The following is a 23,109-nucleotide window of genomic DNA, read 5'->3' as shown; positions in this document are numbered from 1 at the left end:
CGGAGCTGAACCATGACTGAAGACGTACGAATGGAGCGCGACACGTTCGGTGAAATCGCCGTGCCGAACGCCCGTCTATGGGGCGCGCAAACGCAGCGCTCGCTGCAGAATTTCCGCATTTCCACCGAGAAGCAATCACCCGAACTGATTACCGCGCTCGCGGTGATCAAGCGCGCCGCCGCCGCGGTGAACCTGGGCCTCGGCGTGCTCGACGAAAGCAAGGCGCGCGCGATCATGCAGGCGGCGGATGAGATCATCGACGGCAAGCATCCGGAAGAGTTTCCGCTCGCCGTCTGGCAGACCGGCTCCGGCACGCAGACCAACATGAACCTCAACGAAGTAATCGCGAATCGCGCGAGCGAGCTGCTCGGCGGCGAGCGCGGCGAGGCGCGCAAGGTGCATCCGAATGACGACGTGAATCGCGGGCAATCGTCGAACGACGTGTTTCCGACTGCGATGCACGTGGCCGCCGCGCATGGCATCGTCAAACATCTCGTGCCCGCTTTGAAGACGCTGCGCGATACGCTCGACGGCAAAGCGCGCGCGTTCGCCGACATCGTCAAGATCGGCCGCACGCACTTGCAGGACGCGACGCCGCTCACGCTCGGCCAGGAGTTTTCAGGTTACGTCGCGCAGCTTGACCAGGGCATTCGCCACGTCGAATCGGCGTTGCCGCATCTGTACGAACTCGCGCAGGGCGGCACCGCGGTCGGCACCGGCCTTAACGCGCATCCGCAGTTCGCGCAGAAGGTGGCGGCGGAGATCGCGAAGCTCACCGGCGTGCCCTTCGTCACCGCACCCAACAAATTCGAAGTGATGGCGGCCGCCGATGCACTCGTCTTCGCGCACGGCGCGCTGAAGACGGTGGCCGCGAGCCTGAACAAGATCGCGAACGACATCCGCTGGCTCGCGAGCGGTCCGCGCTGCGGCCTCGGCGAACTGTCGATTCCCGAGAACGAACCGGGCAGCTCCATCATGCCGGGGAAGGTCAATCCGACGCAGTCCGAAGCATTGACGATGCTGTGCGCGCAGGTGTTCGGCAACGACGTCGCGGTGAACATCGGCGGCGCGAGCGGCAACTTCGAACTGAACGTATTCCGGCCGATGATCGCGCACAACGTGCTGCAATCCATTCGTCTGCTGACGGACGGCGCGCGCAGTTTCAACGAGAACTGCGCGGTCGGCATCGAGCCGAATCGCGAGCGGATCGACACGCTGCTCAACGAATCGCTGATGCTCGTGACGGCGCTCAATCCGCACATCGGTTACGACAAGGCCGCGCAGATCGCGAAGAAGGCGCACAAGGAAGGCACCACGCTGAAAGCCGCGGCGCTCGCGCTCGGTCATGTCACCGAGCAGCAGTTCGACGAATGGGTGCGGCCGGGAGATATGGTCGGGCATTCGGCGCCGTAGGGACGCCTCGATGCCTCGGGCGGTTGTTGGGCGGCTCGTGGTGAGTCGCCCGGTTTGCCCGGTTTGCCCGGTTTGCCCGCTTTGATTTTCGGTCTGGAAACGTGGGTTCGGTACGTGAGGTGCGTGCGCTTGTGGCTCGCACCGCTTTGAAGTCGGCGCCCGTAACCCTCGTTGTTCAGATCTTGCCCTGCGCCACTTCTTCAGGCTTCAGTTCGACGATCGCGTCGAGCGCTTCCTTCACATCCATTGCGTATCTCGCGAGGCGCTTCTGCTCGTCGGTTTCCGGTACGAACGACGGCACCTGCACCGGGCTGCCGTTCTCGTTGACCGCGACCATCACGACGAGACAGTCCGTGGTCTGCAGCAACTCCCCGCCCTTCGGATCGCCCGCCTGCACCGACACGTGGATGTGCATGCTGGTGCGTCCCGTCGCCACGACCCGCGCGCGCAATTCGACGAGGTTGCCGACCAGAATCGGCCGACGAAAACGAATATTGCCGACGCTCACCGTCACGCAATAACGCCCCGACCAGACGGCCGCGCACGCATAGGCGGTTTCGTCGATCCATTTCATCAGCGCGCCGCCGTGCACCTTGCCGCCGAAGTTGACCGAACTCGGTTCGGCGAGAAAACGGAAGGTGGTTTCGGAACGGTCCAGCGGCGCTGCGGGATGGCTGCTCATCTTGACTCCGGTCAATCGGATGCATTGAAAGGAGGCGATTATACGAGCGCAATATTGACGGCGCGCCACTTTGTCGGATCGGCGGGTGAGGCGATAGGTGGACGAGGTGGTGCTTGTTGGGCGGCGGCTGGGCTGGTTGAGCGCTTAAGGTCGACGACGGTGCGACGGGTGCGGCCGCGCGCGGCGCGGCGACGCGTGCCAGAGACTTCTTCGACACGGAATTTCCACGATTCGATGCGGCGGGTCTCGGCGCGCGAGCGCGGCGGTTCAGAGCGTTTCGAGGCCCGCGCTGTCCGCGGCAATCGCACCGCTCGCCGCCAACGACGGCGCTGCTGCCGCCGACAGGAACCGCTCCCGATAATCGAGCGGCAGCACGCCGAAGAGGTGCGGCGACGCGTGGCGCGGATTTTGACGTCGAATTTCCACTACTCAATGCGGCGGGTTCTCCGCGCGAGCATCGCGGTTCAGAGCGTTTCGAGGCGCCTGCTGTCCGCGGCAACCACGCCGCTCGCCGCCGACGACGGCGCTGCTGCCGCCGACATAAACCGCTCGCGATAATCGAGCGGCAACACGCCGAAGCGCCGTACGAACGCGCGCCGCAAGTTCTGCTCGCTGCCGAAGCCGCAGTCGAGCGCGATCCGCTTAAGCGGCCGACGTGATTCCGCGAGCGCCCGCGAAGCCGCTTCGAGACGCAGCGCCGACACGGTTTTCGCCGGCGTGCGCCCCACTTCGTCGACGTAGCGGCGCGCGAAAGTCCGCGGCGTCATCCGCGCGCGCTCGGCGAGCCGCTCGACCGTCAAATCGTCACGCAGATGCGCGGCCATCCAGCTATGCAACGCGTCGAACGGCCCGCCCGCCGATGCCTGCGCCGCCAGCGCCGCGCTGAACTGCGACTGGCCGCCCGGCCGCTTCATGAAGACGACGAGGCGCCGTGCGGCCTGCATCGCGACTGCGTGGCCGAGGTCTTCGTCGATCAATGCAAGCGCGAGATCGATGCCTGCGGTCACGCCTGCCGAGGTCCAGACCACGCTTTCGCGCGGGGTTGTGCTGCTGTGTTCGTGTGACCGCGCGCCCGACCCCGCGTCGCGGATGAAAATCGGATCGGCGTCGACGTGCACATTGGGAAAACGGCGCGCGAGATGCGCGGCCTCGCGCCAGTGTGTGGTCGCGCGCCGGCCGTCGAGCAGGCCCGCCGCCGCCAGGTAGAACGCACCGGTGCACACGGAGCAGATGCGGCGGGCGCGCGGCGCATTGCGCCTGATCCACGCGACGAGTTCGGGTTGCAGCGTGCAGTGCTCATCGATGGGAACGCCGGGGACGATCAGTGTGTCGATCGGCTGGGCGTCGAGCGAGTCGAGCCGTTCGGTCACGACCGGCAGGCCAGGAAAAGTCTGAAGGACGCCGCCGTCGATCGATGCAACCGTCGTGCGGTACGCGACGGGGCGGGAGTGCGGCGAGTGGGGCACGGGCGAGGCGTCGTTGGTGTTGCCGTTGGTGTTGCCGTTGCCGTTGCCGTTGCCGTTGCCGTTGCCGTTGCCGTTGCCGTTGCCGTTGCCGTTGCCGTTGCCGTTGCCCTTGCCCTTGCCCTTGCCGTTGCCGGAGCCGTTGCCGTTGCCCTTGCCGTTGCCGTTGCCGTTGCCGGAGCCAGAACCAGAACCAGAACCAGAGCCGGAGCCAGTGCCGAAGCCAGTGCCAGCACCAGCGCCCCTACCATCCCCCCTCCCCGCGGCCATAGTCAGTTCCGCGCGCCAGAACGCTTCGAGCGGACCGCACGCGTCGAGCAACACGAGATCGGGCGCGACGGCGAACACGATATGACGCGCGCTCATCACGCGACTCCCGACGCCGCGCGGCGTTTCAACGAGCGCGCGTAAGCCAGCGTCGCAAGCGCCGCCACGCCGAGGAGCGGAAAGATCGCCGCATTGATCGCCGCCCAGCCGAAGCGCGCCAGCAATTGCCCGGCGAACAACGAGCCGAGCGCGGAACACGCGAACGTGGTGAATTCGCTGGTCGCCTGCGTCCTCGCGCGCTCCGACGGCCGGTACGATTGCGCGAGCAGCGTCGAGCCGCCGACGAACATGAAGTTCCAGCCGACGCCCAGGCACGCGAGCGCGGCGTAGAAATGCGGGAGATCGGTCGAACGCAACGCGAACACGCCGCACAACGCCGACAGCGCGATGCCCGCGCCGATCACCGGCAGCACGCCGAAGCGCCGGATCAGCCGCGCGGAAAACAGCGACGGCGCGAACATGCCGACCAGATGCCACTGGATGATCGCGGCGCCGTCGCCGATGCTGTGCCCGCACGCCACTGCGGCGATCGGCGTCGCGGTCATCACGAACATCATCACCGCATAGCCGAGCGCGTTGTTCGCGAGCGCCGCCGCGAAGATCGGCTGCCGCACGATCTCGCGCAGAGGCCGCGCGGCGTCGTCGGAAGTGGCCGCGGCGAGCGCAGGCGCCATGTCGCGATACAGCAGCATCAGCAGGACGATCGACGCGAGCCCGAGTCCGGTCACGAGCGCATACGAGCCCGCGAACGCGACCGGCGCGAGCCAGTCCTTGCTCCACGCGGCGAGCAGCGGACCGCACACGGCCGCGACGACGCCGCCCGTGAGCACCGTCGAGATCGCGCGGCTCTTGCCTTCGAGTCCGACCGCGTCGGCGGCGGCCAGCCGGTAGTACTGCGCGAACGCCTGAAACACGCCGACGGTCGCCGTGCCCGCGCAGAACGCCCAGAAGTCGTGATGGAAGATCGCCCACACGGACACCGCGCCGCCCAGCGCGCCGACGCCCGCGCCGAGTACGAAGCCCGCGCGGCGGCCGATGCGCGCCATCAGGAACGAAGCGAAGACGGTCGTCAGCGCGGCCGCGACCGTGATCAACGAGAACGGCAGTGTGGCGAGCGCCTTGTCGTCGGCGAGCGTGTAGCCGACGAGCCCGGTCAGCGTCAGATCGATCGATACCGACGATGTGTACAGCGCCTGGCAAACGGCCAGCACGCGCGCGGCGCGGCGGCCGTGGGGATCGGGGCCGCGCAGATCGGCGGCGTGGTCGGAGAAAGTCGACGCGGTGCTGGGGGTGGAAGTAGAGGCAGAAGCGGCTGGCGGCATAGGTCGGTTCCGGCGGCGGAGAGTGATCGCGGCGGCTCTGAGCGCACCGTCGCGGCGGTCGCTGTTCAAGCCATCGCGGCTTCCGGGGTCCAACTGGTCCAGGTGCCTCGAGTGGCCTGAGTGGCTCGAGTGGCGAAAGCCGCATCGTCACATGCTCGCGCGTGGCAGTCATGACAATGATGCATCACTTTCTGCCATTCGGGACCGTTTAACCAGACCGTGCGGCCGTTCCGTTACTTACGAAAAGTGATGCCTTCGTCGATCGTGCCGTACATGGTGACGCTGCCGGTGCCCGCGCCCGACGTCGAACCGCCCTGCGCGCAAGCGCCCAGCAACACGATCGACGCCACTAAGGCCAAAACCGTTTTCATGACTGCGTTCCTTCGAAAGACAGGCGTCGATTCTAGCTTGGCAGTGGAAGCGCACGCATGAACGCACAGGCAAGCGCCGAGCACGGTCCGCCCGCAGACGGGCCGGGTTTTCGTAGCTGCTGCATTCGACGGTTCACGCTAAGCTGAAACATCGAATGCATGCGCCGCGTAGAGTGGCCACATGACGCGTTGTGCGACCCGCGCATCGCCCGAAAGACCGAACACGGAGCGCCCCATGCCCGCCATCCTCGCAGATGAACACAACCATTTTCCAGGCTTGAGCCGGATCGGCGCGCTGCTGGCCGACCCCGGCCGCGCAGCCATGCTGTGGGCGCTGATGGACGGCAGCGCCCGCCCCGCCGGCGAACTCACGATGATCGCCGGGCTGTCGCCGTCGGCGGCCAGCGCGCATCTCGCGCGTCTCACCGACGGCGGCCTGCTCGCGCTCGAAGTGCGCGGCCGGCATCGCTATTTCCGGATTGCGTCGGCGGATATCGCGGCCTCCATCGAAGCGCTGGCCAACGTCGCGCAAGTCAGCGCGCCGCAGCGCCCCGCGCCGCGTCCGGTGCGCACGGTGCCGACCGACATGCGCTACGCGCGCACCTGCTACGACCACATGGCGGGCGAACTGTCGGTGCGGGTGTTCGAGCGGCTCGTCGGCCGCGGACTGCTGAGCCTGCAAGGGACGTCGCTCGAAGCCACGTCCGACGGCGCTGCCCGCTTCGCCGACTGGGGCATCGACGTGTCGGCGCAGCGCAGCCGTCGACGCCGCTTCGCCTGCACATGCCCGGACTGGAGCGAGCGGCGCCCGCACCTCGGCGGCGCGCTCGGCGCGGCATTGCTGGATTCGTGGGCGGCGCGCGGCTGGGTCGAACGAACCGAGCGGCCGCGCATTTTGCGGATCACGCCGGCAGGTCATCGGCATTTCGACGCGTTTCTCGCGGAATGAGCGGCGGGTACTCGGAACGTCGAAGCGTTGAGTCCGGAGCGGCTCGGCGTTGAGTCCGGGTTGGCGCGCCAAACGCAGCCGAGCCCGCCTCCACGCCTCGATCGAGACCTTTTGTTACCGCTGGTGAGACGGCCTTACAAAAGTGGGGGCCTTGAAACATAGGGCGCGGGTAGAGTGGTTCACGGATGCTGCATGTGCATCGTCCGTCGGAGAACGAATCATGAAAACCACGACCCCGCGCGAACCGTCGAGACATCGGACACTCGGCTACACGTTGCTCGCCACCGCGGCCTTCCTGTTCGCGGCGCAATGCGCGCTCGCGCAGCAAGCCGCTCCCGCGCCGCAAGGCGTCGCGACGCAGGACGCCGATCCGCCGGGGCGCGTCGCGCGTCTCAACTACATGGCCGGGACCGTCACGACAGAGCCCGCCGGCGCCGCCGACTGGTCGTACGCCCAGATCAATCGGCCGCTCACCACCGGCGATCAGTTGTGGAATGACCGGAACGCACGCTCCGAGCTGCATATCGGCTCCACGGCCGTGCGTCTGGGCGAGTCCACCAGTCTCGATCTGCTCAATCTCGACGACAACAGCGCGCAGTTGAAAGTCGCGCAAGGTACTTTGTCGGCGCGCGTGCGCGAATTGCCGCCGGGCTCGTCGTATGAAATCGACACGCCGAATCTCGCACTCGGACTGAACGGCCCGGGCGACTACCGCGTGGACGTCGCGCCCGACGGCAGCAGCACCACCGTCACCGTGCGCAGCGGCAGCGCGACGGCGTATGGCGACGGCGCTCAGGTGCCGATCGCCGCCGGCCAGCAGTTGCGCTTTGCCGGCACCAATCTGCAGGCGCTCGCCGACAACGGCGCGCCGGGCGCCGACGCGTTCGACCAATGGGCCGCGAGCCGCGACGCCGCGGAAGACCGCTCGGTATCGGCGCGGTATGTATCGCGCGAAATTCCGGGTTATCAGGACCTCGACGCCAACGGCACGTGGCGCAGCAGTCCGCAGTACGGCGAAGTCTGGGTGCCGCGCGCGACACCCGCGGGCTGGGCGCCCTATCACGACGGCCACTGGGTGTGGCAAGCGCCGTGGGGCTGGACATGGGTCGACGACGCGCCGTGGGGTTTCGCGCCCTACCACTACGGCCGCTGGGCTTATGTCGACGATTCGTGGGCGTGGGTGCCGGGCCCTGTCGTGGTCAACGCGCCGCCGGTCTATGCGCCGGCGCTGGTGGCGTTCGTCGGTGGCGGCGGCGGCGGGGTCGATTGGGGCGTGAATCTGGCGATCGGCGGCGCGATGGCTGCGGGCGTCGCGTGGTTCCCGCTCGGCCCCGGCGAACGATGGCACCCGCAATGGGGCGGCCGCGACAACTGGAGCCCGCGCTACTACGAACGCGTCAATCGCACGACGGTGGTCAACAGCTACAACCACACCAACATCACCAACATCACCAACGTCCACAACACGTACATCAACTATCGGGCGCCGCGGGCCGTGACCGCCGTGCCCGCGACGGCTTTCGTTCACGGACAGCCGGTCGGACGGTTCGCGCAGAAGGTCGACCCGGCGCAGTGGCGCAACGCGCGGATCAACCCCGGCGCTCCGGGCATCGCGCCGGTGCGCGAGAGCTTTGGGCCCGGCCAGCGCAACGCGAATTACCGGCCGCCGGCGGGCGTCATCGGGCGTCCGGTGATGGCGACGCGCAGTCCGTCGCTGCCGCCCGCGTACCACGACGGCCTCGCGCAGCGTTTTGCGCAAAGCGGGGCGCGCGTGCCTGGCGCGGGGCAGCCGATCGTGCGGACGTCGGTGCCGGCGCACTTCGCGGGCACGCCTGGTTCTTCACCGATGCAGAACGTGCGGGTCGTGCAGTCGCATCTTCCGGGACGAATGCCTGGCGCGGCAGCAGGCGCGCCGGCTCCTGAGCCGGGGCTCGGCGGCCGGCCCGCACCGGGCGCTGCCGATCGCGGGGACCAGGCGGGGCGCCGCCCCGGCGAGGCGCCTGGCGCAGGCGAACCGCCGCATGCAGCGATGCAGCAGGGGCGGCCCGGCATGCAGGCACTGGCGAACGGCCAGCCGGCTGGCGCGGCGGGCGCCGCGTTCAACGGCGTGCCGCGTCCGCCGCGTGAGAACGGCGGCAACGCGGCCGGGTTTGCGCGGTCACAGGACGCGGGGCGGCAAGCTGGAGCCGATGGTCGTCAGCAGCCTGCCTGGACTCAGCCGCATGTGCCGATGGCTCAGCAAGCGCAGCAGAGTTTGCAGCTCGGTGTTGAGGGATCGCAGGGGCCAACGGGCGGCGTCGCCCAGCAAGGTCGCGGTGACGTGGATGCCGCGGAGCGGCAAGGCGGTGTGCCTCGTCCGGTGCAGAATCCGGCCTTGGGACAGCAGACGCGGATCGGGCAAGGTCAAAGTCAGGGGCTGCGGCAGGATGCGCAGCCGGCGCAGCGCGACGAACGCGCGCAGGCGCTCGGACGGCCGCAGCAGGTTCAGGAGCAGCCGCGTCAGGGGGTTCAGGCGCAGGCTGGTGGCGAAGTGCGCGCGCAACCGCGGGGGCAAGAGCCGCCTCGGCAGGAGTTTCGTCAGCAGCAGGCACAGCCGGGGGCTGAGCCGCAGCGTCAGCCGCAGGCGCAACAGCAGCCGCGTCCGGAGTTCCATCCGCAGCAGATGCAGCCGCGCCCCGAGCCGCGTCCTCAGCCGCAAGCGCAACAGCAGCCGCGCCCTGAGTTCCATCCGCAGCAGATGCAGCCGCGTCCAGAACCACGTCCTCAGCCGCAGGTTCAGCAGCAACCGCGTCCCGAGTTCCATCCGCAGCAAGCGCAGCCACGCCCAGAACCGCGTCCTCAGCCGCAAGCGCAGCAACAACCGCGTCCGCAACCACAACCGCCACACGGCGAGCAGCGTTCGGGCGGTGGCCACGACGAGCATCACCGAGGCTGAGCGCTCTCTGCTTTCCCAAACCGCAGCGTTCATCGACATAAAAAAAGCCCCCGCGATTCACATCGCAGGGGCTTTACCCTTCTCCGTACAGCGCCGCTTAAACCGCCATCGGCGCCGTCAGCGGCTCGTGATGCCGATAGCCGACCAGCGAAAAGTCCGACGGTTCGATCTTCTCGAGCCATTCCGGCTCGTACACGCCGGTCTTCGCGTAGTCCGGCACGCGGTCGGAAATCGCGAGCGCCGGGCTTTCATACGGCTCGCGCTTGAGCTGCTCCTGCAGCATGGCAAGCTGATTCTCGTAGATGTGCGCGTCGCCGATAAAGTACGTGAACCAGCGCGGCGTATAGCCCGTCAGGCGGCCGACCAGATGCAGCAACGCCGCGCCCTCGGTCAGATTGAACGGCGTGCCGAGCCCGACATCGTTGCTGCGGATGTACAGGCACAGCGAAATCTCCTTGCGCGCGACGTTCGGCAGGAACTGATAAAGCAGATGACACGCGGGCAACGCGATCTGGTCCAGCACGGCCGGGTTCCACGCATGAAACAGAATCCGCCGGTCCGACGGGTTCTGCATGATCGTGTCGAGACACTGGCGCAATTGATCGATTGCCTTGTACAGCAGCACCTTGCGGCTGCCGTTTTCATCGAACTCCGTGACCACTTGAAAGCCTCGCGCGGTCGCGTCGGCAAGCTGCGCGCTCGCCGCGGCGTCCAGCACCTTGTACGCGGGCCATTGACGCCATTGCACGCCGTAGACATCGCCGAGATCGTCGGGCCCCTCGCGATACGGGTTGGCCAGCCACTGCGGGTTCTGGTTCGCGTTGGCGTCCCACACCTTGCAGCCGAGATCGCGGAAATCCGCCGCGCTGCGCGACGCGCGCAGGAAACCGACCAGTTCGCCCACGGCCGACTTGAACGCGAGTTTCTTCGTCGTCACCGCCGGGAAACCTTGCTGGAGATCGAAGCGCAACATGGCGCCCGGCATGCTGATCGTCCGAATGCCGGTGCGGTTCTCCTGCCACGAGCCAGTGTCGAGAATCGTGCGGACGAGGTCCAGGTATTGTTTCATGCGGGTTCCTTCGACGCGGCGCAGGCCGGCGCACGCTACAGCCGGCGTGCCGCGAGATTGAGCGGAAAACCCGATTTTACCAAGCGCGGCGACATGGCGCCGCCGCCGCGATGCGACAGACGGGAACTGAGGAGAAGTGATGAGAACAGACGGGACCAGAGGATCGAGGCGAGGCGAAGGCGCGCAACGCCAACACTCACGCGCGCAAACCCCGAAAGTCGCCACCGCGGCGCAACTCAGCATCCGCGGCGGCGTTCATTCACAAACGTAACACCCGGTAAAGCCCGCCCGTCAGTTCAGAGATGCGGCACCGATGCCGGTAACGTACCGTTCGGCGCCGAAAGCGGCTCGCTTTCCATATGACGCATGCCATGCGAGCAGAGCAGCCGGTATAGCGTGACGCGCGAAATACCGAGCTCCTGCGCGGCATCGCCAAGACGCCCGCGATGCCGCAACAGCGCGAGTTCGATAGCCTGACGCTCAGCGGCTTCGCGCGCTTGCGCGAGCGACACCGGCACGATCTCGACGTACTCGGCCAACTCCAGATCGCGCGCCGTGATCGCGCGTCCTTCGGACATCACAATGGCTCGCCGCACCCGGTTGATCAGCTCGCGCACGTTGCCCGGCCAGCCGTAGTTGTGCAAAGCCGCGATCGCGTCGGGTGCAAAGCCGCGCAGCCGCCGGCTTGCGTCTTTCTTGAAACGTTCCAGCATGTGACGCGCGAGCAGTTCAATATCCTTGCCGCGCGCGCGCAGCGGCGGCTCGTCGATTTGCAGCACGCACAGCCGATGGTAAAGGTCCGAGCGGAAGCGGCCTTCGATCATGGCCGCCGTCATGTCGACGTGCGTGGCGGAAATGATCCGCACGTCGACGTCGATCGCGCTATGACCGCCCAGCCGCTCGACCTTGCGCTCCTGCAGGAAGCGCAACAGGCTCGCCTGGCTTTCGAGCGGCAAGTCGCCGATTTCGTCGAGAAACAGCGTGCCGCCGTTGGCCGCTTCAACGCGGCCGATCTTGCGCTGATTCGCGCCCGTGAACGCGCCGCGCTCGTAGCCGAATAGTTCGGACTGCAGCAGATGCGGCGGGATCGCGCCGCAGTTGATCGGCACGAACGGCGCATTGCGCCGCGACGAACGCTCGTGAATCGCGACCGCCGTGAGTTCCTTGCCGGTGCCCGATTCGCCGGAGATAAAAACCGGCGCGTCGGTCATCGCAACTTTGCGGATGGAACGGAACAGCGCGAGCATCGCGTCGCACGAGCCGACCATTTCGCCTTCGGCGCCTTGCGACCCGTCGTTCGAAGCCGGTTCGCCGAGCGAAATCATGCCGTATGCATGGCCGACGGAATCGACGATCCGGTCGCCGGAATACGGCACGGTCACATAGTCGAAACAATAATCGCGCACGAGGCGGCGCAGCGCCGCGTCCTGGAGTTGGCCGGGCATGGTCGCGGCGACCCAGCCGACGTTCGGCATGGTCAGACAGGATTCGAAAGCGGCGATTTCATGCGGCTGGAAATGACTGGACAGATCAAGCAGGCCACCCGCTGCCGAACCGGCGCGTACGGCCCGGCGCGCGTCGCGCGCCGATCCCACCACTTCCACATGCCAGCCACGCTGGTGAAAGCGGGTGTTCAGTTCCGCGCTTGGCTCTCGCGAAACGTAAATCAGTTGCCGCGTTGCGGGTTCCATTATTCAGATCCTCTCGTCAACGAACGTTAAGGATGATGCACGCACCTGAACCGCAATTCAGACACGCTGGCACATTCGGGATTCGCAAATAGCAAAAACCGAACGGCCATTCCATTCCGTGCGGACAGCTGATCCCCAGAAAGCGGCGTGTGTGTTTGAGACGGCCCGTTAGCGGGCTTTTTTAAATTTGAAGCTCTTTCCGAGAGCTTACTATACGCGCGCCGCTTGGAAAACAATTATGCGAATTTAATCCGGCTGCCCTTGTCCAGCAAGGCGCGCGCGGGGATAAATAAGTAATCAACTTACGAATAACCAATTGTGGGAAGCGGTTCTCTCATACATAGCGCTGGAGGTAGTTCATACCGCTGCAATTAACAGTTAATAGGTATTTTCTTCTCGCCGTTTCAGCCCTGAAACGTTTACAGCCGATTCCTTTTATCGGATTGCGCGAGCAAGAAGTTGCAACCCGACCCACCAAGGGATTGCGCCCGGTGGCACGTGTTTCGCTAATTGCCTGCATCTGGAGAGTCATTATGCGAACACTTCGGTTGCGCGTCCGTCGGGCACGGATTGCAACGCATGCGGTACTTTGTCGGACGATCACGATGCCGATTCCGCGGATCGGGACTCGCGGCGCGCCGCGACCGGCGAGTGCGAAAAGCGCGCGCGTGACCTTGTGGGACGAGGTCGCTCCGCCGCTACCGTTGCCGCTGCCGGCTCCATCGGCGGCCGCGGCGCTTCGCTCAGGTAGAATCGATCCGATTACGTTCCCCCTTCCATTCGATGACGACGCTCACCCTGATCGTCGCTCGCGCCAATAACGGCGTGATCGGCCGCGACAACCAGTTGCCCTGGCGACTTCCCGAAGACCTCGCGTTTTTCAAGCGCACGACGATGGGCGCGCCCATCATCATGGGCCGCAAGACGCATGAGTCGATCGGCAGGCCGCTGCCGGGACGCCGCAACATCGTCGTGACACGCGATGCCACGCGACGTTTCCAGGGCTGCGACGCCGCGACGACGCTCGGCGAAGCGCTGAAGCTCGCGGCACAGGACCAGGCGCCGGAAGCGTTTCTGATCGGCGGCGCGCAGTTGTATGTGGAAGGGCTGCGTCTCGCGGACAAGCTGATCGTCACCGAAATCTCGGCCGACTTCCAGGGCGACGCGACGTTCCCCGCCGTCGACCCGGACGAGTGGGAAGAAGTCGCGCACGAAACGCATCGCGCGCACGCGCCGAACGATTTCGACTATGCGTTCGTGACGTATAAGCGCAAAAACCGCTGAGGCCGCGGCCTCATGAAGCGCCGGGTCGCGCCATGAAGCGAGCCATGAAGCGCGCCGTCAAAAGCAAAACGCCACGCAAGCCAAGCGTGGCGTTTTCGTCTGCGGCGCCCGTAGCGAGCGCCGCCGCAACAGTGAAACCGCTTACTGCCCCGCGATCGTCATCCGCTCGATCAGCACCGAGCCAGTCTGCTTGGTGCCTCGCGTGATGGTATCCGCGCCGATCGCGACGATATGGCGGAACATCTCCTGCAGCGTGCTCGCGACGGTGATCTCCTCGACCGGATACTGAATCTTGCCGTTCTCGACCCAGAAGCCCGACGCGCCGCGCGAATAGTCACCCGTCACATAGTTCACGCCCTGCCCCATCAGTTCAGTCAGCAAAAGGCCGGTGCCGAGCTTGCGCAGCATCTGCTCGAAGTCGTCCTCGGGACGCGTGCTCGAACTCTGGAGCGACAGGTTGTGCGAGCCGCCGGCGTTGCCGGTGGTCTGCATGCCGAGCTTGCGCGCGGAGTACGTGGACAGGAAATAGCCTTCCACGACGCCGTCTTTCACGACCGAGCGCTGCCGCGTGCGCACGCCTTCCTCGTCGAACGGCGCGCTGCCCATCGCGCGCGGCACATGCGGATCTTCGACGATCTGCACATGCGGCGCGAACACCGGCTTGCCGAGACTGTCGACGAGAAACGTCGTCTTGCGGTACAGCGCGCCGCCGCTCGTCGCCTGCACGAACGCGCCGAGCAGACCGGCGGCGAGCGGCGCCTCGAACAGCACCGGCACCTTGCGCGTATCCAGGCCGCGCGCGCCGATGCGCGCGAGCGCCCGCTGCGCCGCGTAACGGCCGACCGCTTCTGGATCGGCAAGCTGTTCGGCGCTGCGCGTGGACGTGTACCAGTCGTCGCGCTGCATGTTGCGGCCGCTGCCGGCAATCGGCGCGCACGCAATGTAATGCCGCGAGTACGGATAGCCCGCAAGAAAGCCGCGCGACGTGGCGAGCACGAACTGCGAGTGCTGCGCCGACACGCTCGCGCCTTCCGAGTTCTTGATCTGCGGATCGGTCGCGAACGCGGCGTCTTCCGCGCGACGGGCGATTTCCACGGCTTCGTCGGCGGACAGATTCCACGGGTGATAGAGATCGAGATCGCGCGGCTCCGTTTCGAGCAGCTCGGCTTCCGCGAGGCCCGCGCAATCGTCTTCGGCCGTGAAGCGCGCGATGTTGTACGCCGCCGCGACCGTGTCCTTCAGCGCTTGCGACGAAAAATCGGAAGTGCTCGCGTTGCCGCGCTTGTTGCCGATGAACACCGTCACGCCGACCATCTTGTCGCGGTTGTGCTCGATCGTTTCGACTTCGCCGCGCCGCACGGAGACGGACAGGCCGTCGCCTTCGGAAATTTCGGTCGCCGCGTCGGTGCTGCCGAGCGACTTCGCGTGACGAAGGATGTCCGAGGCGATTTCCTTCAGTTCATCCTGGGTATGCGGAAAAAAGCGCTGCTTGACGTCCATGTCTGCTGCCATTGTCGTTGCCGTCCTTTTGGGGCCGAGCGGCCCGGGTGTTCGCCCATGCGTGTTCGCGTGCCGCGCGATTGCTTGCGCCGAATCTGCGCATGACGGGCGCATGAGCATCGTTGAAGCATCCCGCGATCATAGCAAGCTAAGCGCTCGCGCACCTGGCATTCGCAGCGCGGTTTTTCGCAGCGCGCGCGCCGCTCTATACGGCGCGGCGGCGGGTTTGCAAGGCCCGGCACGCTACAATATCGGCATGACACGCAAAACCCGCATTCAACCCATCGAATCCGCCGAGCCGGAAGTCGACGAGAACGGCTACGACCGTCCGAGCAAGTCCCAGTTGAAGCGCGAAATGCACGCGCTGCAGGAGCTGGGCGAGGCGCTGATCGCGCTGCCGAAAGACGCGCTCAAGCGCATGCCGATGCCCGAAAAGCTCGACGACGCCGTGCGCGAGGCGCGCCGCATCACCGACCACGAAGGCAAGCGCCGTCAGCTTCAGTACGTCGGCCGCGTGATGCGCTCGCTGCTCGACGACGAAACCGCCGCGCTGCGCACCGCGCTCGACACCTATAACGGCGTCAACAAGGCGGAAACGGCCAAGCTGCACTGGATCGAGCGCACCCGCGACAAGCTGCTCGCCGACGACGCCGCGCTGACCGAATTCATCCGCCAGCATCCGAACGCGGATCCGCAGCAAGGCCGCACGCTGATTCGCAATGCGCGCAAGGAAGCGCAGCAGAACAAGCCGCCGCGCTATTTCCGCGAGCTGTTCCAGTGGATCAAGAACGCGGACGGCCCCGCCGCCGCGACCGATTCCGCTGCCGACGACGCAGACGCCGAGGAAGACGACGATGACGACCGCGACGCCTGACTCGCCAGGCAATCACAAGCTCGTGCGCAATCATCCCGACGAGATCCTGATTGGCCTCGTGTCGATCAGCGACCGCGCGTCCACCGGCGTGTACGAGGACAAGGGCATCCCGGCGCTGCAGGAATGGCTCGGCGCGGCCTTGAGTTCGCCGTGGCAGGTCGTCACGCGCCTGATCCAGGACGACGCGCCGACCATCTCCGCCACGCTCGCGGAGCTCGTCGATGAAGTCGGCTGCGACCTCGTGCTGACCACCGGCGGCACCGGCCCGTCGCGGCGCGACGTGACGCCCGAGGCGACGCTTGCCGTCGCTACCAAGGAAATGCCGGGATTCGGCGAGCAGATGCGGCAGATCAGCCTGAATTTCGTGCCGACCGCGATCCTGTCGCGCCAGGTCGCGGTGATCCGCGAAACGGCGGACCACGCGGCGCTGATCGTCAATCTGCCGGGCCAGCCGAAGTCGATCAAGGAAACGCTGGAAGGCTTGCGCGATGCAGAAGGCGCGGTGAAGGTGCCGGGCATTTTCGCCGCGGTGCCGTACTGCATCGACCTGATCGGCGGGCCGTATGTCGAGACCAACGCCGAGGTCGTGAAAGCGTTCCGGCCGAAGAACGCGGTGCGCGCGCCGAGGCCGGCCTGACTTATTTCGCGCTCGCTCGCCGGTTATTCGGCGTTCATCGAGGCGTCGGGCGCCGGCGGAATGAGGAAGTGTTCGCGGTAGTACTTCAGTTCGTCGATCGACTCGTGGATGTCGGCCAGCGCCGTGTGCATCGCGCGCTTCTGGAAACCCTTGTAGATCGCGGGCTGCCAGCGGCGGCAGAGTTCCTTCAGCGTGCTCACGTCCAGATTGCGGTAGTGGAAGAACGTCTCGAGCTCGGGCATCCAGCGCGCCATGAAGCGGCGGTCCTGGCAGATCGAGTTGCCGCACATCGGCGATTTGCCGGGCGGCACGTACTGCGCGAGAAATGCGCGGATCTGTTCGGTGGCCTCGATTTCGCTGACGGTGGACGCCTTCACACGGTCGATCAACCCGGAACGACCATGCGTGTTCTGATTCCACTGGTCCATTTTGGCGAGCGTCTCGTCGCTCTGATGAATCGCGAGAACCGGACCTTCGGCCATTCTGTCCAGCGTCGAATTCGTGACCACCACGGCGATTTCGATGATGCGGTCGGAGTCCGGATCGAGCCCGGTCATTTCCATGTCCAGCCAGACGAGGTTCATGTCGCTGCGCACGAGCGGCACTGGTGCAGGGGATTGGAGGATGTCAGTCATGAAGGCAACCTTGACGGCCCGGCCGCGAGCTTGGTGAAAGCCCGGACGCCGCGGCGATCGTTCGTGTGAAATGGTTATGGATGGTTTAAGCCGGCCCCCGCTGCGACGCGGGAAGAAACATATAATTCTCGCATAGATACCACGGAATCCACGGATGCCTACCCTGTACTTCACCGTCCTGTTCGTCGTCGCCGTCGTGGCGATGGTCGGCACCAAGCTGTGGCTCGCGTCGCGGCAAATCCGCTTCGTCGCGCGCCATCGCGAGCAGGTGCCGAGCCAGTTTGCCGGCACCATCGCGCTCACCGCGCACCAGCGCGCCGCCGACTACACTGTCGAGCGCACGCGTCTCACGATGATCGAGATCGTCGTCGGCGCGGCGGTGCTGATCGGCCTCACGCTGCTCGGCGGCGTGCAGGCGCTCGATCTGGCGATCACCGACTGGCTCGGCCGCGGCTATGTCGGCCAGATTGCACTCGTCGCGGCAGTGATCGCGATCACCAGCGCAATTGATCTGCCGTTCGACTACTACCGTCAGTTCGTGATCGAGCAACGCTTCGGCTTTAACCGGATGAGCAAGCGGATTTTCGTCGTCGACCGTTTGAAGGGCGTGCTGCTCGGCGCCGCGTTCGGCCTGCCGCTGCTCTTCGTCGTGCTGTGGCTGATGAACCAGGCGGGCAGCTTCTGGTGGCTGTGGACGTGGATCGTCTGGGTCGTCTTTCAGATGCTCGTGCTGGTGCTGTATCCGTCGTTTATCGCGCCGCTTTTCAACAAGTTCGAGCCGCTCAAGGACGAAGCGCTGAAAAGCCGCATCGAAGCGCTGATGAAGCGCTGCGGCTTCGCGGCCAAGGGCCTCTTCGTGATGGACGGCAGCCGCCGCTCGGCGCACGGCAATGCGTACTTCACGGGCTTCGGCGCGGCCAAGCGCATCGTGTTTTTCGACACGCTGCTCGCGCGCCTGTCGGGCAGCGAGATCGAGGCCGTGCTCGCGCACGAGCTCGGCCATTTCAAGCGTCGTCACGTGATCAAGCGGATGCTCGTCACGTTCGCGATCAGCCTCGCGATGCTCGCGCTGCTCGGCTGGCTCACGCAGCAGGTCTGGTTCTATGAAGGACTGGGCGTGAGGCCGTCGCTCATCGGCGGCAATAGCGGTCTTGCGCTCGTGCTGTTCTTCCTCGCGCTGCCGGTGTTCGTATTCTTCGTGACGCCGCTTGGCAGCCTGACTTCGCGCAAACACGAGTTCGAGGCCGACGCGTTCGCCGCCACGCAAACGGACGCGCAAGACCTCGTCAACGCGCTCGTCAAGCTGTACGAAGACAATGCGTCCACGTTGACGCCCGATCCGCTCTACACCGCGTTCTATTACTCGCATCCGCCGGCGTCGCAGCGGATCGACCGACTGTTGCGGCACGCATGAGCGGCCGCTCTCCGAAAGCGCCGCGCGCAACGTCCAGCACGCGCGTAGGCGGCCTCGTGGTGGCCGCGCATGGCCGCCACTATCTGGTCGCGCCCGAAGACGGCGGCGCGCTGCTGCAATGCTTCCCGCGCGGCAAGCGCAGTGAGGTCGCGGTGGGCGATCGCGTGATTTACGAGCCGACGTCCGCGGACCAGGGCGTGATCGTCGAAATCGGCGAGCGACGCAATCTGCTGTATCGCTCGGATCAGTACAAGTCGAAGCTCTTCGCTGCGAACCTCGACCAGTTGCTGATCGTGCTCGCGACCGAACCGCACTTCAGCGAAGACCTGCTCGGGCGCGCGCTCGTCGCCGCCGAGGCCAACGAGCTCAAGCCGCTGATCGTGCTGAACAAGATCGACGTGACCGATTCGCTCGAAGGCGCCCGCAAGCGGCTCGAGCCCTATCGCGCACTCGGCTATACGGTCCTGGAAGTGTCGATCAAGACACAACCCGACGACGCCCGCGCGACGTTGATCGACCATTTGCACGGCCACTCGACGCTCTTGCTCGGCCAGTCGGGGATGGGCAAGTCGACGCTCGTGAATCTGCTGATTCCAAACGCCGAAGTCGCCACGCGCGAGATTTCGACCGCGTTGAACAGCGGGCGCCATACGACGACGTTTACGCGGCTTTATCCGTTGCCCGGCGCGCTGCCGGGTGATGGAGGGAACGGCGGGAACGGTGCGCTGATCGACTCGCCTGGCTTCCAGGAATTCGGCCTGCATCATTTGACCGAGGGCCGCCTCGAACGCGCGTTCCCGGAGTTCCGGCCGCTCCTGCCCAACTGCCGCTTCTACAATTGTCATCACTTGCACGAGCCCGGCTGCGCGATCCTCGAAGCGGTCGCGGACGGCCGCATCCGTCGCGAACGGCATGCGCTGTACGCGCAACTCGTGCATGAAGCCAGCCAGATCGTGCGCTGACATGAGGCTGATGCGCGCGCCGAATCTGATCATCGGACAGCATTGGATCAATGTGCTGGCCGCAGCCGGCATCGCGTGCGAGCTGCACAACCGCTACCTGAACGGCGCGCTCGGCGACATTCCCGCGGATCAGTGCGCGCCCGAGTTGTGGCTCGTGGACGATCGCGACGAGGCCGTGGCGCGACGTCTGATCGATGCGGCGTCGCGAGGTCCGGCCGCAGGTGCGCCCGGCTGGCAATGCCGGCAATGCGGCGAAAAGCTCGAAGCGCAGTTCACCGTGTGCTGGCAGTGCGGGACGGCGCGCGATCCTTTGGACGGGTGAACGGGTCTGGCGCGGGCTGCGAGGTCGAGGGCGTAAAAAAACGGGCAATCGCCCGTTTTTTACGCACATCACTTGTGTTGCTTCAAGCCAGCCACACGGCGATGGTGAGCATCAGCAACAGAATCATCCACAGCACGACCGCGCGCCAGACGAGTCCGACCGCCGATTGCAACGTGCGCGGCGTGCAGTCGTCACCGACCTGCATCGGACCGCCGTCGCCGGTAGCGAGTGCATCAAGACTCGACGGTTCGGCAAGCGGCCCGCTCAGACGCGCGCCAAGCGCTCCGCTGCCCGCGGCGAGCAGCACGCCGTCGTTCGCATCCGGCCACTGGCGCGCGTGGTTGCGCCACGCGTAAATCGCATCTTCGAAATTGCCGACAATGGCAAAGCCGAGCGACGTGAGCCGCGCCGGAATCCAGTCGATCACGAAGAACGCGCGCTGCGCGAAGCTCGAAAACGCGACGGTACGATCGTCCACCGGCCGCGCCCACGTGCGCGACAGATACTCGGCGATCCGATACAGCACAGCGCCGGCCGGCCCAACCGGAATCAGAAACCAGAAGAACACGCCGAAAACATGGCGATGCGACGCGACCACCGCGTGAATCAGCGTATGACGCACGATCTCGCTGACCGGCATGTCGAGCGTGTCGAGGCCGGTCCATTCGTTGAGAATTTCGCGCGCGCGCGGCACGTCGTCGTTATTGAGCGCGAGATGGATGTCGGTAAAGTAATGGCTGAACTGGCGGAAGCCGAGCGTGAAGTACAGCACCGCGACGTTCCACAGGAACGCCAGCGCGAAGTGAATGTTGTACAGAACGTAGTAGACGAGCGCGACGGCCAGCGTCCACGGCACCACGACGACGAGCCATGCAAGCAGACCATGCTTGGGCTTGCCCGCATCGAATCCGTGCGCCGCCGACTCCGCATGGTATTGAAGCAGCGCGGATACCGGATTGTTCGGCGACAGTGCGCGCACCTGTTCAATGATCAGAGCCAGCAATACGGAAAAAAAAGTCATGCGATGCGCCGTGCTTTTCGAGTTTTACGATTGGTTCATAACGATAGCACAGGGTCGGATGCCGCTGAGCGGGACGTTGCCAAACACCCAACTTCCGCACATAAGAACACCCGTCAAGCCGCCAGAAAGCGATAGAAATTGCGCAGCATCGCCGCTGTCGCACCCCAGATGAAGTAGTGACTACCCGTTCCGCCGACACCCTGTTCGGCTGCTTCGAGCGATACGCCGCGCGGGTACGGCATCGCGAAGAAGCGGCGCTCGCCGCCTTCGTAGCGGAAGACGCGTTCTTCGTGATGCGCCGGGTTCATCAGAAATGGGAGCGGCACTTCGAAGACCTCCGCGACCTCGAGCGCGTCCGCTTTCAACGCGAACGGCGGGTGCACCAGGCCGATTACAGGCGTGACGCGAAACCCGGTGCCCGTCAGATAGTCGGGCAACGCGCCGAGCACCTCGACGCGCGAAGGCGCGAGGCCCACTTCCTCTTGCGCTTCACGCAAGGCGGTCGCGGTGGCGTCGGCATCGAAAGGCTCCTGACGTCCGCCCGGAAAGCTGACTTGACCGGCATGGTCGTTGAGATGATCGGCGCGCTGCGTCAGCAACACCGTGAGTCCATTCGCGCGGATCACGAGCGGCACCAGCACGGAGGCGACACGCGGGTCGGTGTGAATGTCGCGCCACGGCGCCTCGATAATCGGCTCGGGTGTCCAGGAAAGATGCTGCTTGAAGCGCGCTCGAAGGCCATCGGGCGTAAGACGCTCCGCGGCGACTGGCGGCAAGTGGGCGCCCGTTGCCTCGATCGGCAGGGCTTCAGGTTCAAAGACGGGGCGGATCAACGGATCTCTCGAATGAGCGGATGGACGCGATGCCGCTATTTTGACCTGGCAAACAAAAAAGCACCCGCGAGGGGTGCTTTTTCTTACAGCAGTTACGCTTGCGAAGCAGCGCGGTCTTTCGAGACCAGCTTTTCCTTGATTCGAGCCGACTTGCCCGAACGCTCGCGCAGGTAGTACAGCTTTGCACGACGCACATCGCCACGACGCTTGACGACGATGCTAGCCAGCAGCGGCGAGTACGTCTGGAACGTACGCTCGACGCCTTCGCCCGACGAAATCTTGCGGACGATGAACGACGAATTCAGACCACGGTTACGCTTGGCGATCACGACGCCTTCGTAAGCCTGGACACGCTTACGCGTACCTTCAACCACGTTCACGCTGACAATCACCGTATCGCCGGGAGCGAATTCGGGAATGGTCTTCTCGCCGAGGGCGCGCGCGATTTCTTCCTGCTCGAGTTTTGCAATCAGATTCATCACTGACTCCTAAGTCCATCTTGTCGGCGTTCGTACCTGCCTTGCATCGATATGCGCGGCTACGGCCCCGATAGAGGATGGGTTCACATCAGGCGCCGAACACGCATGTGCGGCGCCGCCTGGTGTCCGCTCGAAAGGCCGGGGCTTTACGCCTTCGGCTCTTCCTTCGCGAGACTTGCAAGCCATGCCTCGTCGGCACGGCTCAACATCTTGTTCTTTCTGGCCTTGACGATCAAATCGGGCCGCTTGTGCCACGTATTGCGCAAGGCTTCCCGCCGACGCCACGCTTCGATCTCCGCATGATGGCCGCCGAGCAGCACATCGGGCACACGCACGCCGTGGTATTCCTCAGGCCGCGTGTAGTGCGGACAATCGAGCAGCACATCGACAAAACTGTCCTGTACCGCCGACTGTGAATCGTTGAGCACGCCGGGCAACTGGCGCACGACTGCATCCATCAACGCCATGGCGGGCAACTCGCCGCCCGACAGCACGAAGTCGCCGAGACTGATTTCTTCGTCGACAACCCGGTCGAGCAAACGCTGGTCGATCGCCTCGTAGCGACCGCACAGCAGAATCAAACCAGGCTGGGCGGCGAACTTCATCACACGTTCGTGATTCAGCGTGGCGCCTTGCGGCGACATCATCACGACACGCGAAGCGCCGATGCCCTGCTCCGCCTGCGCAGCCTTCGCTGCACCGATCGCGTCTTCCAGCGGCTTGGCCAGCATGACCATGCCGGGGCCGCCGCCGTACGGGCGATCGTCTATCGTGCGGTAGTTGTCCGTGGTGAAATCACGCGGATTCCACATACGCAACCCATAGCGCTGCTGCTTTGCTGCCCGGCTGGTAATGCCCCAGTCGGTCAGCGCGCGAAACATTTCGGGAAAGAGCGTGACGACATCGAACTGCATCGCTCTCTCCGT

Annotated in this window: 22 protein-coding genes; 9 read left to right on the top strand and 13 right to left on the bottom strand. The window is 65.4% G+C overall.

Features of this window, described 5'->3' with window-relative positions:
- The first annotated feature begins 12 nt into the window (after positions 1–12).
- A complete protein-coding gene (gene fumC, locus AB6809_RS05230; RefSeq protein ID WP_029967823.1) occupies positions 13–1,413 on the top strand; it encodes a class II fumarate hydratase in 1,401 nt (466 codons plus the stop codon).
- A gap of 175 nt (positions 1,414–1,588) precedes the next feature.
- On the opposite strand, the gene AB6809_RS05225 is transcribed toward fumC, so the two are convergent.
- From AB6809_RS05225 to AB6809_RS05205, 5 genes are all read right to left on the bottom strand, one after another.
- Positions 1,589–2,095: an acyl-CoA thioesterase gene (locus AB6809_RS05225; protein ID WP_006052848.1), complete on the bottom strand. Its 507-nt coding sequence runs from the start codon at positions 2,093–2,095 to the stop codon at positions 1,589–1,591.
- 267 nt (positions 2,096–2,362) lie between these two features.
- Positions 2,363–2,521 carry a hypothetical protein gene (locus tag AB6809_RS05220; protein WP_307257371.1) on the bottom strand — a complete coding sequence of 53 codons (159 nt, stop codon included), beginning with the start codon at positions 2,519–2,521 and terminating at the stop codon, positions 2,363–2,365.
- A 38-nt stretch (positions 2,522–2,559) separates the two neighbouring features.
- Positions 2,560–3,924, bottom strand: coding sequence for a GlxA family transcriptional regulator (locus tag AB6809_RS05215; protein WP_371026059.1), 1,365 nt, complete (start codon positions 3,922–3,924; stop codon positions 2,560–2,562).
- Complete coding sequence (locus tag AB6809_RS05210; protein ID WP_029967825.1) at positions 3,924–5,207, bottom strand: MFS transporter; 1,284 nt, start codon at positions 5,205–5,207, stop codon at positions 3,924–3,926. The genes AB6809_RS05215 and AB6809_RS05210 overlap by 1 nt, the downstream gene beginning before the upstream one ends.
- Positions 5,208–5,440: 233 nt before the next feature.
- Complete coding sequence (locus tag AB6809_RS05205; protein ID WP_171799876.1) at positions 5,441–5,578, bottom strand: hypothetical protein; 138 nt, start codon at positions 5,576–5,578, stop codon at positions 5,441–5,443.
- A gap of 235 nt (positions 5,579–5,813) precedes the next feature.
- On the opposite strand from AB6809_RS05205, the gene AB6809_RS05200 reads away from it, so the two are divergent.
- Positions 5,814–6,527 carry a helix-turn-helix transcriptional regulator gene (locus tag AB6809_RS05200; RefSeq protein ID WP_029967826.1) on the top strand — a complete coding sequence of 238 codons (714 nt, stop codon included), beginning with the start codon at positions 5,814–5,816 and terminating at the stop codon, positions 6,525–6,527.
- 220 nt (positions 6,528–6,747) lie between these two features.
- The gene (locus AB6809_RS05195) at positions 6,748–9,462 is read left to right on the top strand and encodes a DUF6600 domain-containing protein (protein WP_371026058.1); all 2,715 of its coding nucleotides are present in this window, start codon (positions 6,748–6,750) and stop codon (positions 9,460–9,462) included.
- Positions 9,463–9,559: 97 nt separating this feature from the next.
- Here AB6809_RS05195 and AB6809_RS05190 read toward each other — a convergent pair whose 3' ends face one another.
- Together AB6809_RS05190 and AB6809_RS05185 are read right to left on the bottom strand one after the other, a co-directional pair.
- Positions 9,560–10,531 (bottom strand): thymidylate synthase, encoded by a 972-nt coding sequence (locus AB6809_RS05190; RefSeq protein WP_029967829.1) that lies wholly within the window; start codon positions 10,529–10,531, stop codon positions 9,560–9,562.
- A 296-nt stretch (positions 10,532–10,827) separates the two neighbouring features.
- Positions 10,828–12,222 (bottom strand): sigma-54 dependent transcriptional regulator, encoded by a 1,395-nt coding sequence (locus AB6809_RS05185; protein ID WP_006052841.1) that lies wholly within the window; start codon positions 12,220–12,222, stop codon positions 10,828–10,830.
- A gap of 783 nt (positions 12,223–13,005) precedes the next feature.
- Here AB6809_RS05185 and AB6809_RS05180 point away from each other — a divergent pair.
- Positions 13,006–13,506 carry a dihydrofolate reductase gene (locus AB6809_RS05180; protein ID WP_029967831.1) on the top strand — a complete coding sequence of 167 codons (501 nt, stop codon included), beginning with the start codon at positions 13,006–13,008 and terminating at the stop codon, positions 13,504–13,506.
- A gap of 141 nt (positions 13,507–13,647) precedes the next feature.
- Here AB6809_RS05180 and pmbA read toward each other — a convergent pair whose 3' ends face one another.
- Complete coding sequence (gene pmbA, locus AB6809_RS05175; protein WP_371026057.1) at positions 13,648–15,018, bottom strand: metalloprotease PmbA; 1,371 nt, start codon at positions 15,016–15,018, stop codon at positions 13,648–13,650.
- A gap of 244 nt (positions 15,019–15,262) precedes the next feature.
- Between pmbA and yjgA the strand changes: the two genes are divergently transcribed.
- Together yjgA and mog are read left to right on the top strand one after the other, a co-directional pair.
- The gene (yjgA, locus tag AB6809_RS05170) at positions 15,263–15,880 is read left to right on the top strand and encodes a ribosome biogenesis factor YjgA (RefSeq protein ID WP_029967852.1); all 618 of its coding nucleotides are present in this window, start codon (positions 15,263–15,265) and stop codon (positions 15,878–15,880) included.
- Positions 15,861–16,517, top strand: coding sequence for a molybdopterin adenylyltransferase (gene mog / locus AB6809_RS05165; RefSeq protein WP_051153924.1), 657 nt, complete (start codon positions 15,861–15,863; stop codon positions 16,515–16,517). Before yjgA ends, mog begins: the two co-directional genes overlap by 20 nt.
- Before the next feature lie 23 nt (positions 16,518–16,540).
- Here the strand turns inward: mog and orn are convergent, their stop codons facing one another.
- Complete coding sequence (gene orn / locus AB6809_RS05160) at positions 16,541–17,152, bottom strand: oligoribonuclease (RefSeq protein WP_029967855.1); 612 nt, start codon at positions 17,150–17,152, stop codon at positions 16,541–16,543.
- A gap of 154 nt (positions 17,153–17,306) precedes the next feature.
- Between orn and AB6809_RS05155 the strand changes: the two genes are divergently transcribed.
- From AB6809_RS05155 to AB6809_RS05145, 3 genes are read left to right on the top strand one after another with little or no spacing between them, the layout of a single operon-like run.
- Positions 17,307–18,566: a M48 family metallopeptidase gene (locus tag AB6809_RS05155; protein ID WP_006052835.1), complete on the top strand. Its 1,260-nt coding sequence runs from the start codon at positions 17,307–17,309 to the stop codon at positions 18,564–18,566.
- The gene (gene rsgA, locus AB6809_RS05150) at positions 18,563–19,528 is read left to right on the top strand and encodes a ribosome small subunit-dependent GTPase A (protein ID WP_029967858.1); all 966 of its coding nucleotides are present in this window, start codon (positions 18,563–18,565) and stop codon (positions 19,526–19,528) included. The genes AB6809_RS05155 and rsgA overlap by 4 nt, the downstream gene beginning before the upstream one ends.
- Before the next feature lies 1 nt (position 19,529).
- Positions 19,530–19,850, top strand: a complete 321-nt coding sequence (locus tag AB6809_RS05145) for a putative signal transducing protein (RefSeq protein ID WP_029967860.1) — start codon at positions 19,530–19,532, stop codon at positions 19,848–19,850.
- A gap of 82 nt (positions 19,851–19,932) precedes the next feature.
- Here AB6809_RS05145 and AB6809_RS05140 read toward each other — a convergent pair whose 3' ends face one another.
- The 4 genes from AB6809_RS05140 to trmD form a co-directional block, all read right to left on the bottom strand.
- A complete protein-coding gene (locus tag AB6809_RS05140; protein WP_029967861.1) occupies positions 19,933–20,871 on the bottom strand; it encodes a CobD/CbiB family protein in 939 nt (312 codons plus the stop codon).
- Between the two features lie 113 nt (positions 20,872–20,984).
- On the bottom strand, positions 20,985–21,704 hold the full coding sequence (locus AB6809_RS05135) for a CoA pyrophosphatase (protein ID WP_029967863.1): 720 nt from the start codon (positions 21,702–21,704) through the stop codon (positions 20,985–20,987).
- A 92-nt stretch (positions 21,705–21,796) separates the two neighbouring features.
- A complete protein-coding gene (gene rplS, locus AB6809_RS05130) occupies positions 21,797–22,183 on the bottom strand; it encodes a 50S ribosomal protein L19 (RefSeq protein WP_029967865.1) in 387 nt (128 codons plus the stop codon).
- Positions 22,184–22,329: 146 nt separating this feature from the next.
- The gene (gene trmD, locus AB6809_RS05125; RefSeq protein WP_029967868.1) at positions 22,330–23,097 is read right to left on the bottom strand and encodes a tRNA (guanosine(37)-N1)-methyltransferase TrmD; all 768 of its coding nucleotides are present in this window, start codon (positions 23,095–23,097) and stop codon (positions 22,330–22,332) included.
- Between the last annotated feature and the right edge of the window lie 12 nt (positions 23,098–23,109).

It is taken from the genome of Paraburkholderia sp. RCC_158 (genome assembly GCF_041355255.1).
GTDB classification, from domain to species: domain Bacteria; phylum Pseudomonadota; class Gammaproteobacteria; order Burkholderiales; family Burkholderiaceae; genus Paraburkholderia; species Paraburkholderia graminis.
The sequence above is the reverse complement of the archived record's forward strand: the minus strand, read 5'-3'. Positions and strand labels throughout refer to the sequence as shown.

Bases quoted from the DNA above. Each gene is read 5' to 3' on its own strand.
- AB6809_RS05195 (WP_371026058.1), top strand. From the start codon at position 6,748: ATGAAAACCACGACCCCGCGCGAACCGTCGAGACATCGGACACTCGGC.
- AB6809_RS05205 (WP_171799876.1), bottom strand. From the start codon at position 5,578: ATGAAAACGGTTTTGGCCTTAGTGGCGTCGATCGTGTTGCTGGGCGCT.
- pmbA (WP_371026057.1), bottom strand. From the start codon at position 15,018: ATGGCAGCAGACATGGACGTCAAGCAGCGCTTTTTTCCGCATACCCAG.
- AB6809_RS05215 (WP_371026059.1), bottom strand. From the start codon at position 3,924: ATGAGCGCGCGTCATATCGTGTTCGCCGTCGCGCCCGATCTCGTGTTG.
- rsgA (WP_029967858.1), top strand. From the start codon at position 18,563: ATGAGCGGCCGCTCTCCGAAAGCGCCGCGCGCAACGTCCAGCACGCGC.
- yjgA (WP_029967852.1), top strand. From the start codon at position 15,263: ATGACACGCAAAACCCGCATTCAACCCATCGAATCCGCCGAGCCGGAA.
- AB6809_RS05140 (WP_029967861.1), bottom strand. From the start codon at position 20,871: ATGACTTTTTTTTCCGTATTGCTGGCTCTGATCATTGAACAGGTGCGC.
- AB6809_RS05225 (WP_006052848.1), bottom strand. From the start codon at position 2,095: ATGAGCAGCCATCCCGCAGCGCCGCTGGACCGTTCCGAAACCACCTTC.
- AB6809_RS05155 (WP_006052835.1), top strand. From the start codon at position 17,307: ATGCCTACCCTGTACTTCACCGTCCTGTTCGTCGTCGCCGTCGTGGCG.
- AB6809_RS05210 (WP_029967825.1), bottom strand. From the start codon at position 5,207: ATGCCGCCAGCCGCTTCTGCCTCTACTTCCACCCCCAGCACCGCGTCG.
- mog (WP_051153924.1), top strand. From the start codon at position 15,861: ATGACGACCGCGACGCCTGACTCGCCAGGCAATCACAAGCTCGTGCGC.
- rplS (WP_029967865.1), bottom strand. From the start codon at position 22,183: ATGAATCTGATTGCAAAACTCGAGCAGGAAGAAATCGCGCGCGCCCTC.
- orn (WP_029967855.1), bottom strand. From the start codon at position 17,152: ATGACTGACATCCTCCAATCCCCTGCACCAGTGCCGCTCGTGCGCAGC.
- AB6809_RS05180 (WP_029967831.1), top strand. From the start codon at position 13,006: ATGACGACGCTCACCCTGATCGTCGCTCGCGCCAATAACGGCGTGATC.
- AB6809_RS05185 (WP_006052841.1), bottom strand. From the start codon at position 12,222: ATGGAACCCGCAACGCGGCAACTGATTTACGTTTCGCGAGAGCCAAGC.
- AB6809_RS05145 (WP_029967860.1), top strand. From the start codon at position 19,530: ATGAGGCTGATGCGCGCGCCGAATCTGATCATCGGACAGCATTGGATC.
- AB6809_RS05200 (WP_029967826.1), top strand. From the start codon at position 5,814: ATGCCCGCCATCCTCGCAGATGAACACAACCATTTTCCAGGCTTGAGC.
- fumC (WP_029967823.1), top strand. From the start codon at position 13: ATGACTGAAGACGTACGAATGGAGCGCGACACGTTCGGTGAAATCGCC.
- trmD (WP_029967868.1), bottom strand. From the start codon at position 23,097: ATGCAGTTCGATGTCGTCACGCTCTTTCCCGAAATGTTTCGCGCGCTG.
- AB6809_RS05190 (WP_029967829.1), bottom strand. From the start codon at position 10,531: ATGAAACAATACCTGGACCTCGTCCGCACGATTCTCGACACTGGCTCG.